Source organism: Micromonospora sp. NPDC049151 (assembly GCF_040648395.1).
Taxonomy (GTDB): domain Bacteria; phylum Actinomycetota; class Actinomycetes; order Mycobacteriales; family Micromonosporaceae; genus Micromonospora.
The window spans coordinates 74,889-93,696 of record NZ_JBEZDP010000002.1; the positions used below are offsets into that span (position 1 = coordinate 74,889).

Sequence of the window (18,808 nt, forward strand, 5' to 3'; positions counted from 1 at the left end):
CGTGGCGACCACCCCGGAGCGGACGGGCTCAGGCGCTGGGGCAGGTGTTGCGGTACTCCTCGATCGCCGACCCGCTCGGGCCGGGGCAGAGGAACTGCTCGTAGCGGGTGTCGTCGTCGACGAACCGCTTCAGCCAGGCCACCATCTGCTTCGCCGTCGGCGTGTTCACCGTCTGCGGGAAGAAGTGGCTCGCGCCGTCCAGCTCCAGGTACGCCTTCTCGGAGGAGGACGGGATGCTGTTGTAGAACGGGATCGAGTGGGTCGCCACCGGCGCCACACTGTCGGTCTCGCCGCCGATGATGAGCGTCGGCACCCGTACGTCGGACCAGGTCTTGTCCAGGTTCCACGGTGCGAGCGGGACGGCGGCCTGCAACGACGGCCGGGCCGCCGCGGCCTCCAGGCTGCCGCCGCCACCCATCGAGTGCCCGGCCACGGCGAGCCGGGAGGTGTCGATCCGGCCGCGCACCGAGCTGCGCTGGGTCAGGTAGTCCAGCGCGGCCAGGAGCTGGCGTCCCCGGCTGTCCGGCTGGTCCAGCCGGGTGATGGTCTCGATGCCGATCACCACGAAGCCGTGCGAGGCGATCCGTGGCCCGAGCCAGCTCAGGCTCGACCAGGAGGCGGTGTAGCCGGGCGAGATGGCGACCGCGCCGAAGGTGCCCTCGGCGGTGCTGGTCGGGTAGTAGATGACGCCGCCGCCGAAGCCGGTCACGCTCAGCGAGGAGACGTTTGTCGACGAGGTGGCGAACGGGCCGCGGCTGGCCTCCAGGATGGCGTTAGTGGGCGCCGGGCCGCGCTCGTAGGGGCTGGCGGCGCTCGCCGCGGCCGGCACGGCGAGGGCGCCGCCGGTGGCGAGCAGTGCCGCCACGGCGAGACGGGCGAGGGCACGGACGGGGGTACGGGAACGGATGGTGGTGGGCACGTCGGTCACTCCTTGCGCCGGAATTACATCGACATGCGTCAGCATCCGCGCCCTGTCGACCCGCGCGCATCGGCGAAATCACCGGTCCCCCGGCACCGGACGGTGACCCGGCCGTGACACGCACGGCGGACGACTGCCCGCTCCGGCTGTCACTCGGTGAACTCGCAGAAGGACAGCACCCTGTCGAACCGCCGGGCGGCGAGGTCCTCGTGGCGGATCAGGAACCGCGCGTTGACGTACTCCTCGTCCGGCACGCCGAACTGGGCCAGCGGCACCCATTCGCGCATCACCCGCTGCTGTTCCTCGTACCGGGCCACCATCCGCTCCGCGCGGGGCAGAGACCTCGCCTGCTGAACCCGCTCCGGGTCCATCATGATCGACTCGGGCGGGTCCTGCGCCGAGATGGTGTAGCCGCCGACGAAGACGTCCTCCGCCAGCCACCAGTTCCGCTCGGGCCAGAGCTGCTCGACCAGCGCTTTCATCTTTTTGCGGTGCGGCATGTCGCGCAGGAGCTGGATCTGGGTGTCACACAGCCACTCCTCCGAACGGTCGAGCCAGTCCGGCAGCTCCGCCTGGAGCCCCGCGTACATCTCGTGCTCGGGGGCGAGGAACGGTTCCATCTCGGTGTCGGCGGGCACGACGTACTCACCGTCCACCGTCTCGGCGCCGGCCGGAACGTACACGACCCGCGCGAACTCCTGCTCGGGCTCGGTGCCGCAGGCGTCCAGTGCGCTCTCCTGGTCGAGGAAGAACAGCAGCGTGCCGTCGGCCGGCAGGGCGAGGTCGGGAACCCGGGGCAGCGCCGCGCAGTCGAGCCGGAGCAGGAACGGCAACGGGAAACCCTCCGAGCACGTGGGCCACGGCATGCCCACCGGCAGCCGCGGCCGCCCGCCCCGCCGCCCGACGTGCACACCCTCCTCGCGCTGGCAGGCGTGGATCTGGAACCGGATCAGCTCCGCGAAGCGGGCCACCTCGTCCTCGGGCACACCCCGCTCGATCGCCGCCCGCCGGAATTGATCTCTCTCGTTCATGATCGAGGAGAGTAGCCGCACCGTCCGACATGGAGTGTGCCCGGCGCGGGCGGAATCAGGGCCCGGCGCGCGGCCGCGCCGCAGGTGACCAGGTCACGTCGTAGCGCCGGCCGGCCACCGCCTCGGCGAACGCGGTCGCCGCCGCCGGCGAGCCGGCGATGCGCCAGTCCTTCTCCTTGTCCACCTCGAACCAGATCAGCCCGATCAGGTTCGGATAGCGGGGCAGGGCGCGGAACGTGTCCCGGATCCACCGGGCCTTGTGCCCGGCCGCGTCGGCGGCGCCGGTCTCGGTGACCACGAGCGGCTTGCCGGTGACCTTGCGGATCTCGGCGATCGTCGGGCCGAAGATCTGGTCGAACGACCAGTACGTCTTGGTGAACGCGCCGCTGCCGTAGTAGCCGGTGACACCGACCCAGTCGACGTACCCGTCGCCCGGGTAGAGGCCGGTGAGCCCCGCTGTGGTCTTGTCCCAGCGGGCGTTCGGGCTCCACACCCAGGTGACGTTCGTGGCGCCGGCCTCGGCGAAGACGTCGTGCACGTGCCGCCAGGCCCGGACGTAGTCGCCGGGGCGGTTGCCGTTGGCCCGCTCGCACCAGGGGTACCAGTCACCGTTCATCTCGTGCGCGAAGCGGATCGCCACCGGATAGCCCAGCGACCGGACGCCGTCGGCCCAGGAGCGCAGGTACGCGTCGAAGTCGCCGCGCGCGACGCGGGCCAGCCGGTAGTCCGGCTGGGTGGCGCGGAGCCGGTCGATCTGCCTGTCGGTCAGGGCGGTACGACGGGCCGCCCGGTCGACCGTGTGGTCCCACGGTTCCCAGCCGAGCATCGGCATCATGCCCCGCTCGGCGATCCGGTCGAACAGGCTGCGGTCGAACGCGGCCGACGCCCAGTCCGCGCCGAAGAGCATCACCTGCGGCGACCGCCCGGCCGCCTCGGCGAACCGGTCCACCGGCGCGAAGTCGTACGGTCCCTTGTCGGTCATCACCCCGAAGAACGCCTGCCCGGCCGGGGGGAACGGGCCGCCGCGCGGGCTCGGCACGATCGCCGCCGGCGCGTCGGTGCTGGCCTGCGGCGTCGCCGGGGCGGGCCGTCGCGCCGCGACGTCCGTGCCCGGGTCGCGCCAGGCGCCGGGCGCCACCACGAAGGCGTACGCGAGCAGCAGCAACCCGCCCAGCGCCAGGCCCACCCGGGGCAGCGTCGGCCTCAGCACGGCACACCACCCTCGGCCACGGTCCGGGGCACCACCTGGGGTTCCCGGGCCACGTCGGCGGCCCGGACCCGGCGGGCCCGCATACTCTCCGCCCAGGAGATCAGGGGTGGGGCGAGCCCGGTCAGCAGCGTCAGCGCCGGCCAGACCCGCAGCAGCGGGTAGTCGTGACCCAGCGCGAAGCTCGCCGCGAGCAGTCCGGCGGCGGCGAGCGCCCAGCACAGGTGCAGCCGGAACGTGCGCGCCGACTCCACTGTGCGCAGCGCGCCCTTGGCGGTGACCACGAAGCCGAGCTTGCGGCGCAGCAGGGCGCCCACCGCGGCGGCCACGTAGACCGGTCCGGCGAACAGTGCGAGCGCCATGCCGGCCATGCCCACCTCCTCCCGCTCGTGCGGGGCGATGTTGAAGCGGCGCAGCCACAGCCAGAGCAGGAACCAGGTGCCGATGGTGGAACCCCACAGCGTCGCCCAGACCTGCGGGTCGAGCCGGCCCGCGTCGACGCCGGTGAGCAGGTAGAGCGCGGTGGCGGCGTTGCCGAGCAGCAGGCTCACCGCCACGCTCGGGTAGTAGAACTGGAGCAGCCGGTACTGCCAGCGGCGGCGCGACGGCAGGTCGCGCGGCGTGCGCATCTCGCGCCGGAGCAGGATCTCGCAGATCCCGGCCGCCCAGCGCTTCTGCTGGTTGAAGTAGTCCGCCCAGGAGGTCGGTCCCTCGCCGAGCGCCACCACGTCCGGGGTGTAGACGCCCTTCCACCGGTTGCCGGTGGCCGGGTTGACGGCGGCGTGCACGCGGATGCTGGTGAGGTGGTCCTCGATGATCGAGTCCTGGTAGCCGCCGACGGTCCGCCAGGCCGCCGGGCGGTAGAGGTGCCCGGTGCCGGTCAGCAGCGGCGCGTCCAGGCCGTTGCCGCCCCGGGCGATCAGCCCGTTGTAGAGGTACTGCTGCACGGAGGCGCCGTGGGCGACGAAGTTCTGGTGCATGTTGCCGTACACCTGGGGGGTCACCACGAACGCGACGTCCGGGTCGCGGAAGTAGCCGAGCGTGCGTTCCAGGAAGTTCGGCAGTGGCACGTGGTCGGGGTCGACGTTCGCGACGACGTCGTAGCGGTGCTCGTGCTCGGCCCGCCAGGCGTTGTGGTTGCCGGACTTGGTCCGGGCCCGGAACTCGCCGCCGGGCCGGTTGTACTCGGGCCGGCCCTTGCGGGTGAAGTGGCGTACGCCCAGCCGCGCGGCCATCGCCCGGACCGCCGGGTCGTCGCCCTCGTCGAGGATCCACACGTCGACGTGCCCGCAGTAGACGATCTCCCGGAGCCGGCGCAGCGTCCGCTCGGCGACCTCGATCGGCTCCTTGCTCGGCACGATCGTGGTGAGCAGGGCGACCCGCAGGCCGACCGGCGGGTCGACCGGCACCGGGTCCCGGGCGTGGAAGGCGAACACCCAGACCACCACGTTCTGCGCGAGGCGGATCAGCTCGATGCCGACGACGACGCAGAACGCGAGCCGGGCGGCGGCCGTCTGCCAGCCGCCGAGCCCGACGACGCCCGGGCCGGGCACGTGCCGGGGCAGCAGCAGCCAACCGACGAAGATCAGGCCGGCGGCGCTGTTGACAAGCACCAGCACGGTCAGCACCAGCCGCGCGGCTACCGAGGCGGTGGGGCGGAACTCGACCGCCGCGTCGGGGCGGCGGGGCGGGCGCAGCGGCCCGGCGGTGGCGCCGCAGCGCGCGTACGCCACGCGAGCGTCGACGTTGCGCTGCCGGCGGTCCGGGTCGGCGGGCGCCCCGGGCGGGGCGGGCGCGGTCGGGCGGGCGCCCGGCGTCCCGGCCGTCGTGGCGCGGGACGGGCGTGTATCGGCGGCGACGGCCACGTTTCCCCCATGGTCTGCATCCGGCTCAGGAGCCGACCGAACGCTAACCCGACAATCAACCGCACAAGAGGCGAATCAGGCAGACATCGCCCGTTCGTCGACAGTCACGACGGGAGCTGCGCCGCCACCGCGAGCAGCGCGACGAGCGCCGGCACGGCGAGGGTGCCGGCGGCCCGCGCCCGGGACAGGGCGACACCGGCGAGCACCGCCCAGGCCGGCACCGTGAACAGCAGGTTCACCGCCGACCAGACCGGCACGACCTGCGCCAGCGCCAGCAGGCCGAGCGCCGGCACCAGCGCCCAGGCGGTGCAGGCCGCCGCCGCGTACCGCAACGGCAGACTGAACAGGGCCAGCCCGGCCAGCACGCCACCGAGCGCGGCGACGCCGAACAGATCCCCGGGCGTGGCCGCCAGCACGGCGGCACCGGGTCGCACGCCGGACGCCAGGTGCCCGCCGGCGCGCAGGCCGACGGCGAGCAGCGCGGCGACCGGGAGCAGCCCGGCGGCCACGGCGGCCAGCCAGCGGACGGCGGCACGACGGCGGAACGCCAGCACCACCCAGCCGTGCCCGGCGAGCAGCAGCAGCGCCACCGGCTGGCACAGGCCCAGCAGCAGCACCGCGCCCGCGTAGGGCACCAGCCGCCGCGGGCGCGGCCGGTCGAGCGCGGGCAGCAGCAGCCAGGTGGCGAGCACGGCGGCGAGGACCGCCAGAGCGTACGGCTGCGCCTCCCGCGCGTACCGGATCGAGGTCGGCAGCACCGCGAAGAACACCCCGGCCGGCAGGCCGGCGGCGGGGGTGGCGATCCGGGCGGCGAGCGCGCCGACGAGCGCCGCGGCGCCGGCCATGGCCAGCAGCGACGGTACGCGCAGCGCGAGGTCCGCCACTCCGGCCAGCTCCGCCCAGCCGCGCATGAGCAGGTGGTACGGCGCGAGTGCGACATCGTCACCGGTCAGCGCGGCGCCGACGCCCGGCCGGGGCGATGTGACCGCGCTCCGGGTGACCAGTTCTCCGGCGCTCGGTCCCGACGCGGTGATCCGGACGGCGCCGAGCGCGCCCATCAGCGCCGCCGGCACCAGCCACGCCGCGATGCGCCACCACGCCTGCGCGGCGGTGGCGGACCGGGGGGTGGCCCGGCGCGGCCGGTCCTCGCCCCACGGGTCCTCGACCGGGGCGTCCCCGAGCCGGGGCAGGACCATGGTGTCCGCGTCCATCATCGTGACTCACGCATCCCTGTGGGTGCCGGCGACCGGGGCCCAGCCGGCCGGACGGCGGGACGCGGCCCGCGGATGGCGGGCGGCGCCGGACGTCCCGGCTCACGGGCTGGGTGACATCCTGGAGCCTACTGAGTCGAAAACGACATAACGCCAATATGAGCTGAAAGAGCCCACCGGCCGCCCCGTGGACGACCGGCGGGCCCGGCTCAGCGGAGAGCGGTGGTCGTCCAGCGGGGCGAGTCGGCGGTGATCGCGGCGGTCTCGCCGGTCAGCGTCGTCCGCGCCTGAGCGTCGCGCCTGGCGCTCGTGCCGACCCAGACGTCCACCTCCCCGGGCTCGACCACGCGGCTGAGCGCGCGGTCGGTGAGCGCCAGCCGCGTGGTGGGCACGGTCAGCTCGACGGTGACCGAGGCGCCCGGCTCCAGGCGCACCCGCCGGTAGCCGAGCAGCTGCGCCACCGGCCGGGTCACCGAGGCGACCAGGTCGCGGCCGTAGAGCTGCACCACGTCGTCACCGGCGACCGGGCCGGTGTTCGTCACGCGCACCGACACCCGCAGTTCCCCGTCGGTCGGCACCTCGGCCGGCACGGTCAGGTCGGCGTACGCGAACGTGGTGTAGGACAGCCCGTGGCCGAACGGCGCCACCGGCGTCGCCGGCAGGTTGGTGCCGTTCATGCCCTCCCCCAGCTCGGGGTGCAGGTACGAGTACGGCTGCGCGCCGGCCGGGCCGGGCAGGCTGACCGGCAGCCGGCCGGACGGGTTGACCCGCCCGGAGAGCACGCCCGCGATCGCGCCGGCGCCCTCCTCGCCGGGGAAGAACGTCTGCACCACCGCCGCGCACCGGGTCAGCGCCCAGCCCAGCGCGTACGGGCGGCCGGTGAGCAGCACCAGCACGACGGGCGTTCCGGTGTCCAGCACCGCCTCGACCAGCTGGCGCTGCACACCGGGCAGCTCCAGGTCGTCCCGGTCGCACCCCTCGCCCACGGTGCCCCGGCCGAAGAGGCTGGCGTGGTCGCCGACCACGAGGACCGCCACGTCGGCGGCGGACGCGGCGGCGACCGCCTCGTCGAACCCGGACCGGTCCGCCGAGTCCACCTCGCAGCCGGCCGCGAAGGTGACCCGGTCGGCGCCCAGCTCGGCGCGGACCGCCTCCAGCACGGTCGGCACCTCGAAGCCGGTCTCCACGCCCGGGTGGTGGGCCAGCACGTGGTTGAGGAACGAGTAGCAGCCGAACAACGCGCCCTGCCGGTCGGCGTTCGGGCCGACGACCGCCACCCGGCGGCCCGCCGGCAGCGGGAGCACCCCCTCGTTGGCGACCAGGACGACGGACTCCTCGGCGAGCCGACGCGCGATCGCCCGGTGCTCCGGCGAGTCGAGGTCGATCGCGCCCGGCGGCTCGTCGTCGAACGTCGCGTCGAGCAGCCCGAGTTCCTGCTTCTGCCGCAGCACGCGCAGCACCGCCCGGTCGACCAGCGCCTCGTCCAGCTTGCCGGCCCGCACCGTCTCGGTCAGGGTCAGGTAGGCGTCGCCGGTGGGCAGCTCGATGTCGACGCCCGCGCTCAGCGCCTGCACCGCGGCCTCGGCGTTGTCGGCCGCGACGTGGTGCAGCAGGTTGAGGAACGCGACGCCGTAGTAGTCGGCCACCACCGTCCCGTCGAAGCCCCACCGGTCCCGCAGCAGGTCGGTGAGCATCGTCGGATCGGCGGCGACCGGCACGCCGTCGACCTCCGCGTACGAGTGCATGACGCTGCGCGCGTCGCCGTCCCGGATCGCCATCTCGAACGGCGGCAGCAGCACGTCGGCGAGTTCCCGGGGGCCGGCGTGCACCGGGCCGAAGTTGCGCCCGGCCCGTGAGGCGGAGTAGCCGGCGAAGTGCTTCAGCGTGGCGAGCACGCCCTGCGACTGGAGTCCCCGCACGTACGAGGTGCCGATGGTGCCGACGAGGTAGGGGTCCTCGGCGATGCACTCGTCGACCCGGCCCCACCGCGGATCCCGGATCACGTCCAGCACCGGGGACAGGCCCTGGTGGATGCCGAGCGCGCGCATCGAGGCCCCGATCGCCGACGCCATCTCGGCGACCAGGTCCGGGTCGAACGCGGCACCCCAGGCCAGCGGCGTCGGGAAGGTGGCCGCCTTCCACGCCGACAGGCCGGTCAGGCACTCCTCGTGCACGATCGCCGGGATGCCCAGCCGGGTGCCGGTCACCAGGTCCCGCTGGAACTTCCACAGCCAGGCCGCGCGGGCCGCGGCGTCGACCGGGCGGGTGCCGTAGGGGCGGGTGAGGTGACCCAGCCCGTGCCGGGAGAAGTCGTCGAGCCGGCCGGTGTCGGCGAACTCGCCCTGCAGGGGCGCGACCGCCTCGCCGTCCTCCTTCTCCCAGAACCCGACGAGCTGCGCGATCTTCTCCTCGATCGTCATGCGAGCGAGCAGTTCCCGTACGCGCGTCTCGGCGTCGTGCCCGTCCGGCCGGTCGTGGTCCGGAACCGCCTGAGCCGGCGCCGGCCCGTCCACCACCGCATGGACCTCTGTCATGGTGTGCCTTTCCACTGGTTGTGCTGGTACCGCTGCCGCTCAGCCCTTGACCGCGCCCTGGAGGCCGCCCACGATCTGCTTCTCCGCGAGGGTGAAGAACAGCAGCGCCGGCAACATCGCCAGCGAGGTGAAGGCGAGGACGCCCGCGGTGTCGGTGGTGTACTGGCTGGAGAAGTTCTGCACCCCCAGCGGCAGGGTGTGCAGGTTGACGTCCCCGAGGACGAGCAGCGGCAGCAGGAACGCGTTCCAGCTCGCCACGAACGCGAGGATGCCGACGGTGACGACCGCGGGCCGCGACAGCGGCAGCACGATCCGCCAGAGGAAGCCGAGCCGGCCGGCGCCGTCGATGGCGGCCGCGTCCTCCAGCTCCCGCGGGATGGCCGACAGGAACGGCCGCAGGATGACGATCGTCAGCGGCAACGAGAAGGCCACCTGCGGAAGGATCACCGCGTAGTAGGAGTTGATCAGGTTGAGGTCGCGCAGCATGAGGTACAGCGGCAGGATCGCCGCGCCGGCCGGGAACAGCAGGCCGAGGGTGAAGAAGGTGTAGAGCCCTTCGCGGCCCCGGAACGTGTACCGGGCGAGTACGAACGCGGCGGCCATGCCGAGCACCACCACACCGAGCGTGGTGCCCAGCGCCACCACAGCGCTGTTGAACGCCTGCTTCCAGAAGCCGCTCTGCGTCAGCACCCGGTAGTAGTTGTCGAAGACCCACGGGTCCGGCAGGCCGGCCGGGTCGTTCACGATCTGCGGCGTGGTCCGGAAGCCGCCGACGATGACGTACACGACGGGTGCGATCGACACGGCCGCGACCGCGAGCGCCAGCGCGTACGTCAGCGGCGAGCTCCACTGCACCGGCCGGCGCCCGGCCGAGGGGGCGGATACGGAGTTCACGGCCACTGTCACTTCCCCTTCCGGGTGATGGCGCCCTCGATGTCCCGGCGGAGCAGGAACCGCTGGAACAGCAGCGCCGCGACGAACGAGATGGCGAACAGGATCACGGCCACCGCGTTGCCGTAGCCCCAGAGCCGGGCGAAGAAGCCGTTGTCCACCATGTACGTGGCCATGGTGGCCGAGGCGCCGAGGGAGCGCACCGCGGGCACCGAGGTCACCCAGATCATGTCGAAGACCTGCAACGAGCCGATCATCGACAGGAACATCCAGATCCGGATGGTGGGGCCGAGCAGCGGCAGCGTGACGTGCCGCTGGATCTGCCACCAGCTCGCGCCGTCGATCTCCGCCGCCTCGTTGAGTTCCTGCGGCACGTTCGACAGGCCGGCGAGCAGCAGGATGATGGCGAAGCCGACGTACTTCCAGGTGAGGACGAACAGCAGGGTCCAGATCACCACGTCCAGGTCGGCCAGCCACGCCTGCACCAGGCCGCCCATCCCGATCGACTGCAGCAGCGCGTCGAGCGTGCCGTTCTCGGTCAGGATCAGCTTCCACATGATGCCGACGGTGACCTCGGCCAGCACGTACGGCACGAACACCAGCAGGCGGAAGACCGAGCGCCCGCGGAAGCGGCGGTTGAGCAGCAGGGCGATGCCGAGCGCGACCGGCCCCTGGATCAGCAGCGACCCGAACACGATGATCGCGTTGTTGCGCAGCGCGTCGAGGAAGATCGGGTCCTGGAAGGCGAGCGTGTAGTTGCGGAAGCCGACGTACTCGGTGGGCGGGCCGACGCCGCGCCAGCGGAACAGGCTGTAGTAGAACGCGAAGCCCATCGGCACCAGCACGAACATCACGTAGATGACGATCGCGGGCGTGGTCAGACCGATGATCTCGTACCACTTGCGACGGGTCTCGGCGCGGCGGGAGGCGGCCCGTGCGCCGGGCCGGAGGCCCGCCGGCGGCGCTTGCGCGCCGACGGCGGGCGTACGGGTCTGCGATGCGGACGTCACTTGCTTGCGGCCGCCTTCATGGCCGAGACGACCTTCTCAGGTGTCCCGTTGCCGGCGAAGATCGCGACGATCGCGTCGTTCATCGCGGTGCCGACGGTGCTGCCGAAGGCCGTGTCCAGCCAGAGCTGCACGTAGGTGGCCGAGGAGGTGGACTCCAGGATGGACTTCAGCGCCGGGTCGGTGACGCCGTCGGCCGCGCCCTTGGCGACGGGCAGGCCGGTGCCGGTGGCGGCGTAGCCCTTCTGCACCTCGGGGCTGACGAGGTACTTGAGGAACTCGACGCACTCGGCCGGGGCGTTCTTGGAGCAGGCGAAGCCGTCGCCGCCGCCGAGGGCCGCCTTCGGGTCACCGGCGGAACCGGAGATCGCCGGCACCGGGAACCAGCCGAGGAACTTGCCCAGGGCCGCCTTGTCGGTGGCGACGGTGTCCAGCGTGCCGCGGTTCCAGTCACCCATCAGCTCCATCGCGGCCTTGCCGTTGGCGAGCAGGCCGTTGGCGCTGGTCGGGTCGTTCTGGCCCGGCGTGGCGATGAAGTTGTTCTGGAACGGCTTGGTGTCGATGAAGGCCTTCAGGTCCTGACCGGCCTTCACGAAGCACGGGTCGTCGAAGGTCCGGTCCTTGGAGGCCTTCTTCAGCGTGTCGACCGAGCAGGCACGCAGCGCGAAGTTGTACCACCAGTGCGCCGCCGGCCACTTGTCACCGGCGCCCAGGGCGATCGGGATGACGTTGATGGCCTTGAGCTTGGTGACAGCGGTGTTGAGTTCCTCGAAGGTGGTCGGCGGCGCCGTGATGCCCGCCCGCGCGAACATGTCCTTGTTGTACCAGATGCCCTCGATGCCCATCCGGTACGGCAGGCCGTACTGCTTGCCCTCCACCTGCCAGATCTCGGCGGCGGTGCCGATGTCGGCGACCTCGCCCTTCACCTGGTCGGTGATGTCCTTGAGGTAGTCGGCCTCGACCTGCTCGCGCATCTCGCCGCCGCCCCACGCCTGGAAGACGTCCGGCGGGTCGTTGCTCAGCAGCGCGGCGGGGAGCCGGGTGCGCTGGAGCTGGTTCGTCTCGATCGCCTCGATCTCGATCTTGACGGTCGGGTGGGCGGCGGAGAAGTCCTTGGCGACCTTCTCCCAGTACGTCTTGCCGGGCCCGTCCTGCGAGGCGTTGTGCCACCAGGTCAACGTCACCGGGTTCTTGTACAGCTCGCTCTCGGCGGCCTTCTCCTCCTCGCCACCGCCACTGCACGCGGAGGCCAGCAGAGCGCTTGTCACAAACAGTGCCAGGACGGCACCAGCACGGCGCTTCATCGCCATAGATGTCTCCTCGACCACATAGCCGGGTTACCTGCGGGGGAGTTTTACAGGGCCGTAACGTGAAGTCAATCGGTATCGATAACGTTTTCGACATCGTCTTCGATCGCCCCGGGAGAGCCCTCTATCATCGTCGGCGTGGTGTTCGAGCAGCGCGTCAAGATGTCGGACGTGGCACGTACGGCCGGCGTCTCGGTGGCAACCGTATCGAAGGTTGTCAATGGCCGGTACGGCGTCGCGCAGGCCACCGTCGAGCGGGTCCAGCAGGTCATCCACGAGCTCGGGTACGAGGCCAGCCTGGGGGCGCAGAGCCTGCGCAGCCACCGCACGAACGTGCTGGGCATCCTGGTCGCCGAGTTCGAGCCGTTCTCCACCGAACTGCTCAAGGGCGCGTCCCGGGAGGTCGCCGGCAGCGGCTACCAGCTGCTCGCCTACTCCAGCGGCGACGGCGAGGGCGCGGCCATAGGGTGGGAGCGGCGCTCGCTGGCCCGGCTGTCCGGCACGCTCATCGACGGCGCGGTGATCGTGACGCCGACAGTGGTCGAGACCAAGCACGGCTTCCACGTGGTGGCCGTCGACCCGCACACCGGCCCGTCCGGCCTGCCCACTGTCGACTCCGACAACTTCGCCGGCGCGGTACTGGCCACCGACTACCTGCTGTCGCTGGGGCACCGGCGGATCGCGCACATCAGCGGCCGGCCCGACCTGGAGTCGGCCCGGCTGCGGGAGGCCGGGTTCCGCAAGGCGATGGCCGACGCGGGCGTGCCGGTCGACGAGCGGCTCGTGCGAGTGGGCGGGTTCCGCACCGAGACCGCCGCCAGCACCGCCGCCGAGCTGCTCGCGCTTCCCGACCGGCCGACCGCGATCTTCGCCGGCAACGACCTCTCGGCCATCTCCACACTGGACGTCGCCGGCGGCCTCGGCCTGCGCGTGCCGGACGACCTGTCGGTCATCGGCTTCGACAACATCCCGGAGTCGGCACTTGTCGACCCGCCCCTCACCACGATCCGGCAGCCGCTGCAACGCATGGGCGCCGAGTCGCTGCGCCTGCTGATCGACCTCATCGCCGGCGTCGAGCGGGACACCCACATCCAGCTCCCGACCGAGCTGGTCATCCGGGCCTCCTGCCGCCCGCTGCGCTGACCCGCCGCCGCACCCGCCGCCTCACCCGCACGGCCCAGGTGATTGACGGACGGCTATCGGCGTCCGTAATGTTTCGGGCTACTTCCGGAAGGAAGACCGGAAGTTTCGGAAGCCGCTTCGTCCACCCGGGCGCCCGCCGATCCGTTCCACGGCGCGGCGTCCCCGGCACCGTCACCGCCGGCCCCGGCCGCGCGCACCCTCCCGAGAGGAACGACATGAAGCTGAGACGCTGGCTCGCCGCCGGCACCGTCGCCGTCGCGACCGCCACCGCCCTCAACGTCGTACCCGCGACAGCCGGACGACCGTACGATCCGACCGCGCAGAGCCTGCGTGACCTGGCCAAGCGCCACGGCCTGTACGTGGGCACCGCAGTGGACATGGACACCCTCAACAACGCCGCCGAGCCGCGCTACCGCGAGCTGGCCGCGTCCGAGTTCTCCACAGTCACCGCCGAGAACGTGATGAAGTGGGAGAGCCTCGAACCCACCCGGGGCACCTACAACTGGGGCCCGGCCGACGAGCTGGTCGAGTTCGCCCGCAAGAACAACCAGCGGGTCCGGGGCCACGTGCTGGTCTGGCACAACCAGTTGCCCGCGTGGCTGACCAGCGGCGTCGCGGACGGTTCGATCAGCAAGGCCGAGCTGCGCCAGATCCTGCGCGACCACATCACCGCCGTGGTGACCCACTTCAAGGGCAAGATCTGGCAGTGGGACGTGGTGAACGAGGCGGTCAGCGACCCCTGGGACACGCCCTCCACCCTGCACTACAAGGGGTTCTGGGCGCAGAACCTCGGCCCCGGCTACATCGCCGACGCGTTCCGCTGGGCCCGCGCCGCCGACCCGAAGGCGCTGCTGTTCTACAACGACTACAACATCGAGGCGTTCGGCTCCGGGAACCCGGCCGACGACAAGACTCAGTTCGTCTACGACATGGCCCGTGACCTGCGGGCCAAGGGCGTGCCGATCGACGGCGTGGGCGCACAGGGTCACCTGGGCACCCAGTACGGCAACTTCAGTACGCTCCAGGTGGCCGCGGCCCTGCGCAAGTTCGCCGGGCTCGGGCTTGCGACGGCCCTCACCGAGGTGGACGTGCGCAGCCAGATCACCGAGGGGGTGGAGGCGGGCGACTCCGCCGAGATCAATCCGAGGTTGCAGGCGTCGGCGGCGAACTTCAGCGTGCTGATGCAGGCCTGCCTGGCCGAGCGGCACTGCCTGTCGTTCACCCTCTGGGGATTCACCGACAAGCACTCCTGGGTGCCCGGCGCGTTCTCCGACCCGCCGGAGGGTCTGGCCACCGTGTACGACGAGAACTACCAGCCGAAGCGCGCGTACCACGAACTGAAGGCCGACCTGATCTTCTCGGGTCCGCCCTACGTACTGCCGCGCATTCCGCAGCACCCGCGCCGCTAGTCGACCGGCGCACCACGGCGGGGCCGGTCCGGTGACCGGTCCCGCCGCCGGTGTCCGGCCCGGTGCGCGCTCACGCCGCCCGGCGGCGGCCCAGTTCCGACTCCAGCCGCCCGATGAGCGTCTTGCGGGCCTTGCCGCCGCGTTCGCGGCGCAGCGCCGCGCCGAGCTGCCGGGTGTCGAGGTCGCCCATGAGCTTGACCGCCTCGGTCACCGGCAACTCGGTGATCCGCTCGGCGGCGGTGGCGTCCCGGCGGGCCCGCTTCGCCGGGCCGGTGTTCGGCACGTACTGCCGGCCCGAGCGCGACGCGCGGCGCTTGCGGGTGTCGGTGGCCCGCCGGTCCGCCTCCGACAGCTCCTCCCACGCCTGTTTGGGCAGGTAACGGCGGGTCTCGCCACCGTTGCGGGCACGCGTGTCACCGCTGCGGGTCTGCCACTGCTCGCCGCCCCAGCGTCGCAGCGAGCGCTGCCGTGCGTCCTTCAGGCCCTCGAATCCCCCGCCCGCCTTCTTGTACTCGTTCGTCAGCAGCTGCGACTTGCGGGCCGACCACTGCCCCGGCCGGCCGCCCTTGTCGGAGGCGCGGATCTCGGCCTTGAGGCGTTCGCGCAGTTCCGGCTCGGTGTACTTCGCCATGACGCAGCGTTACCCGGACCGGCAGCGGCCATGCCGGTCAGCCGGACGCCGGCCGGTACACCAGGTCCATCGTGTCGGTGCGGCCGGACCAGTCCAGCCGCAGCCGCCAGCATCCGGCGGCCGGCAGGTCGACGATGGACGGCCCGGGCCCGCCCTCCACCTCCCGGACGACAGGGGTGCCGGTGCCGTCCCGCGTCGCGGTGATCACCAGGGGGGTGCGCGGCGCCGGGTCGGACCGGCCGGGCTCGGGGCGGGCCACCCAGAGGATCTTGTTGTTGGCGCCGTCGCCGCGCGCGTGCACCAGCGGGTACGCGAACAGGATCGCCACGATGCCGCCCCGGGCGCCGAAGACGTGCCGCACCCGGGTGTCGCCGGTGAACCCGGCGTCCGCCCAGTCCGGCAGCCGGCCGGTCTCCAGCCGCTCGGCGCAGGCCGCCGGCTCGGCCGCCTCGGTGGCGGCGGCTGACTCGGTGGCGGCGGCTGACTCGGTGGCCGGGACCGTGGCCGGGACCGTGGCCGGCGCGCCGGCCGGGACCGGTACCGGGCCGGCGCAACCGGCCAACAGCAGGACCGGCACCAGCAGGACTCTTCTCGGAACGGACATCCGGGCCTCCCCCGTCGACGACTCTCGTCCTCACGACACCGCCGGGCGCCCCGAGGTTCCCGCCGCGCTCACTCCAGGGAGGACGCGACGTCCAGCGCCTGCTCGCGGGTCAGGTCCCCCTCCAGCCGGTAGCTCACCCCGGCCCGCTCCCACATCAGCGTGGCGGCGGCCGACCGCGCGGTGGCCACCCGTTCCGTCCCCGACCGGTCCACGTACGCCAGCGCGTGCGGGCCACCGACCCAGATCGCGAACTCGCCGCCGACCTGGGTGAGCGTCACGTCCGCCCCGAGGGAACGCTTGTGGAACACGATGTCGAGCGAACCGTCGAACGCGTCCAGGCGTACCGTGCCGCCCCGGTAGAGCAGGCTGACGACCCGGTGGGCGCCGGCGCCGTCCGGATCGGCCACCAGCACGCGTTCCGGTGCGCCGAGGCGGGCCGGCACCAGGATCGGGAACCGGACCTGCCGTTGTGCCTCGGCGAGGGCGACCTGGTGCTGCGCGGGCAGCGGCGAGGGCGTACCCGTCGGCGGCGGCGCGGGGGCGGTGTCGACGACGACCCCGGAGAACCGCAGCAGCCCGGTCACCGCGTCGGCGAGCGCGGCCCGCCCCGGCGGCAGCGCCGCCACGAGCAGCACGGCGAGCGCGGCGGCCAGCGCGTACCGCCACCGGCGGCGGGGCGCGGGCGCGTCGAGCCGGGCGCGGACCCCGGCGGTGAGATCCGGCGTCCGGCCCGGCTCCAGCCATCCGGTCAGCTCCCGCAGCTCCCGTTCCAGGTCATCCACGGTGCGCCACCTCCCGGTCCAGCAGGGCCCGCAGCTTCGCCAGCGCCCGGTGGGTCCGGGACTTCGCGGTGCCCCGGGGCACCCCCAGCACTGTCGCTGTCTCCTCCTCGCCGAGGTCGAGCAGGTATCGGCAGACGATCACCTCGCGGTCCCGGACGGGCAGCCGCCGCAGCGCCCCCACCAGCGCCGTCCGGCGCTCGGCTGCCAGCACGGCGTCGAGCCCGTCGGGCACGGTGGCGCCGGCCGCGACCGGATCCGCCGTCGCGCGCAGCGTCAGCCCGTCGCGGCGGATGCGCGTCCGGTGCAGGTTCCGGCTCTCGTTGGCGACGATCGCGAGCAGCCAGGACCGGAACGACGCCTCGCCCCGGTAGCGGGACAGTTTCCGGTACGCCTTCACGAACGCCTCCTGGACCACGTCCTCGGCGTCCGGCCCGGCGCCCAGCAGCACCGCCGTCCGGTACGCGGACGCGGTGTGCCGGGCGACCAGGGCGTCGTACGCCTCCCGGTCGCCGGCGCGTACGCGGGTGACGAGCTCGTCGTCGTCCAGGGCAGCCTCCGCCGTCGGTCCGTATCCATGACACCGCCCGGGGCGGCCGGGTTCCATCAGGCGTTTGACCGGGTGCCGGGCCGGAAAGAGTGGCGGGATGAGCTGGGCGAGAAGAGCCGTACCCGCAGCCGTCGCCGCCGTCGCCGCGCTGGCGGCGCGGGACCTGCTGCAACGCGACCACGCGCTGCGCCGCAACTTCCCCGTGCTGGGCCGGGCCCGGTACCTGATCGAGTCGATCGGCCCGGAGCTGCGGCAGTACATCGTGGCCGGCAACGACGAGGAACGGCCGTTCACCCGCGACCAGCGCCGCTGGGTGTACGCCTCGGCCAAGCAGGAGAACAACTACTTCGGGTTCGGCACCGACAACGACATCGAGCACACCTCCGGCTATCCGATCATCAAGCACCGGACGTTCGGCCGGGCGGTCCCGCCGTCGACGCCGACCGCCGGGCACGACGTGACGCTGCCCTGCGCCAAGGTGCTCGGCGCGGCACGCGGCCGGGCGCGCGCGTTCCGGCCGGAGTCGGTGGTGAACATCTCCGGGATGAGCTTCGGTTCGCTGTCCGGCAACGCGGTGGAGGCGCTGAACCGGGGCGCCGCGCTGGCCGGCTGCCTGCACAACACCGGCGAGGGCGGGTTGTCGCCGTACCACCGCAACGGCGGCGAGCTGGTCTTCCAGCTCGGCACCGCGTACTTCGGCTGCCGCGACGAGCGGGGCCGGTTCAGCCTGGAACGGCTCAAGGACCTGGTGGCGTCGGCGCCGGTACGCGCGCTGGAGATCAAGCTCAGCCAGGGCGCCAAGCCCAGCCTCGGCGGCCTGCTGCCGGCCGCGAAGGTGTCCGCCGAGATCGCCGCCACCCGGGGCGTCCCGGCCGGCCGGGACTGCGTCAGCCCCTCCCGGCACGCCGAGTTCTCCGACTGCGACAGCCTGCTCGACTGGGTGGAGCTGCTCGCCGCCGAGACCGGCCTGCCGGTCGGCATCAAGTCCGCCGTCGGCGACCTGGGGTTCTGGGAGGAGCTGACCACGCTGATGCGCGACACCGGGCGCGGCGTGGACTTCGTGACCGTCGACGGCGGCGAGGGCGGCACCGGCGCCGCGCCGCTGATCTTCAGCGACTCGGTCTCGCTGCCGTTCCAGCAGGGCTTCTCCCGGGTCTACCGGACCTTCGCCGAACGCGACCTGCACGAGAAGGTGGTGTTCGTCGGCGCGGGCAAGCTCGGCCTGCCGGACAACGCGGTGGTGGCGTTCGCGCTCGGCGCGGACATGGTCAACGTCGGGCGGGAGGCGATGCTGGCGATCGGCTGCATCCAGGCGCAGAAGTGCCACACCGACACCTGCCCGACCGGCGTCGCCACGCAGAACGCCTGGCTGGCCCGGGGCCTGGACCCGGCCCGCAAGTCGGTGCGGGCCGCGAACTACATCCGGACGCTGCGCCGCGACCTGGTCAAGGTGGCCGAGGCGTGCGGCGTCGAGCATCCCGGGCTGATCGGCACCGACGCGGTGGAGATCCTCGACGGCCGTACCTCGTCGACCCCGCTGGACCGGGCGTTCGGCTACCGGCCGGAGTGGGGCATGCCGTCGGCCGCCGACCGGGCGGAGATCGTCCGGCTGATGACGGCCGAGGCGCCGCAGGGCGGCAGCGCGCCACCCTCCCCCACCGCCGTCGGCTGACCCGGCGCGGAAACCCGGTCGGCTGCCGCACCGCCACGGCGTACAGTC

At 72.8% G+C, this 18,808-nt stretch carries 16 protein-coding genes; 3 read left to right on the forward strand and 13 right to left on the reverse strand.

All coding sequences use genetic code 11. The annotated features are described in order from the left end of the window. Positions 1–28: 28 nt before the first annotated feature. The 9 genes from AB0B20_RS03360 to AB0B20_RS03400 form a co-directional block, all read right to left on the reverse strand. On the reverse strand, positions 29–919 hold the full coding sequence (locus AB0B20_RS03360) for an alpha/beta hydrolase (protein WP_357383046.1): 891 nt from the start codon (positions 917–919) through the stop codon (positions 29–31). 149 nt (positions 920–1,068) lie between these two features. Then, positions 1,069–1,950, reverse strand: coding sequence for a YwqG family protein (locus tag AB0B20_RS03365; protein ID WP_357467707.1), 882 nt, complete (start codon positions 1,948–1,950; stop codon positions 1,069–1,071). Positions 1,951–2,005: 55 nt separating this feature from the next. Continuing rightward, positions 2,006–3,160 carry a glycosyl hydrolase gene (locus AB0B20_RS03370; protein WP_357467710.1) on the reverse strand — a complete coding sequence of 385 codons (1,155 nt, stop codon included), beginning with the start codon at positions 3,158–3,160 and terminating at the stop codon, positions 2,006–2,008. Beyond that, complete coding sequence (locus AB0B20_RS03375; protein ID WP_357467713.1) at positions 3,154–5,022, reverse strand: glycosyltransferase family 2 protein; 1,869 nt, start codon at positions 5,020–5,022, stop codon at positions 3,154–3,156. The genes AB0B20_RS03370 and AB0B20_RS03375 overlap by 7 nt, the downstream gene beginning before the upstream one ends. A gap of 104 nt (positions 5,023–5,126) precedes the next feature. Further along, the gene (locus AB0B20_RS03380) at positions 5,127–6,236 is read right to left on the reverse strand and encodes a glycosyltransferase family 39 protein (protein WP_357467718.1); all 1,110 of its coding nucleotides are present in this window, start codon (positions 6,234–6,236) and stop codon (positions 5,127–5,129) included. 206 nt (positions 6,237–6,442) lie between these two features. After that, positions 6,443–8,767, reverse strand: a complete 2,325-nt coding sequence (locus AB0B20_RS03385) for a glycoside hydrolase family 3 N-terminal domain-containing protein (protein ID WP_357467721.1) — start codon at positions 8,765–8,767, stop codon at positions 6,443–6,445. A 39-nt stretch (positions 8,768–8,806) separates the two neighbouring features. Next, positions 8,807–9,673: a carbohydrate ABC transporter permease gene (locus AB0B20_RS03390; RefSeq protein WP_357467724.1), complete on the reverse strand. Its 867-nt coding sequence runs from the start codon at positions 9,671–9,673 to the stop codon at positions 8,807–8,809. Then, a complete protein-coding gene (locus tag AB0B20_RS03395) occupies positions 9,670–10,668 on the reverse strand; it encodes a sugar ABC transporter permease (RefSeq protein WP_357467728.1) in 999 nt (332 codons plus the stop codon). The genes AB0B20_RS03390 and AB0B20_RS03395 overlap by 4 nt, the downstream gene beginning before the upstream one ends. Next, entirely contained in the window at positions 10,665–11,975 is a 1,311-nt protein-coding gene (locus AB0B20_RS03400) for an extracellular solute-binding protein (RefSeq protein ID WP_357467731.1), read from the reverse strand. Before AB0B20_RS03400 ends, AB0B20_RS03395 begins: the two co-directional genes overlap by 4 nt. 135 nt (positions 11,976–12,110) lie before the next feature. Here AB0B20_RS03400 and AB0B20_RS03405 point away from each other — a divergent pair, with 135 nt between their 5' ends. Beyond that, the gene (locus AB0B20_RS03405; protein ID WP_357467733.1) at positions 12,111–13,115 is read left to right on the forward strand and encodes a LacI family DNA-binding transcriptional regulator; all 1,005 of its coding nucleotides are present in this window, start codon (positions 12,111–12,113) and stop codon (positions 13,113–13,115) included. A gap of 215 nt (positions 13,116–13,330) precedes the next feature. Continuing rightward, entirely contained in the window at positions 13,331–14,524 is a 1,194-nt protein-coding gene (locus tag AB0B20_RS03410) for an endo-1,4-beta-xylanase (RefSeq protein WP_357383026.1), read from the forward strand. A 70-nt stretch (positions 14,525–14,594) separates the two neighbouring features. On the opposite strand, the gene AB0B20_RS03415 is transcribed toward AB0B20_RS03410, so the two are convergent. The 4 genes from AB0B20_RS03415 to AB0B20_RS03430 all read right to left on the reverse strand — a co-directional run bounded on the left by AB0B20_RS03415 (position 14,595) and on the right by AB0B20_RS03430 (position 17,145). Beyond that, on the reverse strand, positions 14,595–15,155 hold the full coding sequence (locus tag AB0B20_RS03415) for a hypothetical protein (RefSeq protein ID WP_357467736.1): 561 nt from the start codon (positions 15,153–15,155) through the stop codon (positions 14,595–14,597). A gap of 37 nt (positions 15,156–15,192) precedes the next feature. Then, positions 15,193–15,759 (reverse strand): hypothetical protein, encoded by a 567-nt coding sequence (locus AB0B20_RS03420; protein ID WP_357467739.1) that lies wholly within the window; start codon positions 15,757–15,759, stop codon positions 15,193–15,195. A 68-nt stretch (positions 15,760–15,827) separates the two neighbouring features. Beyond that, positions 15,828–16,541, reverse strand: coding sequence for a hypothetical protein (locus AB0B20_RS03425; RefSeq protein WP_357467742.1), 714 nt, complete (start codon positions 16,539–16,541; stop codon positions 15,828–15,830). After that, positions 16,534–17,145, reverse strand: coding sequence for an RNA polymerase sigma factor (locus AB0B20_RS03430; protein ID WP_357383018.1), 612 nt, complete (start codon positions 17,143–17,145; stop codon positions 16,534–16,536). Before AB0B20_RS03430 ends, AB0B20_RS03425 begins: the two co-directional genes overlap by 8 nt. 40 nt (positions 17,146–17,185) lie before the next feature. On the opposite strand from AB0B20_RS03430, the gene AB0B20_RS03435 reads away from it, so the two are divergent. Next, complete coding sequence (locus AB0B20_RS03435) at positions 17,186–18,760, forward strand: FMN-binding glutamate synthase family protein (protein WP_357467745.1); 1,575 nt, start codon at positions 17,186–17,188, stop codon at positions 18,758–18,760. Positions 18,761–18,808: the final 48 nt, after the last annotated feature.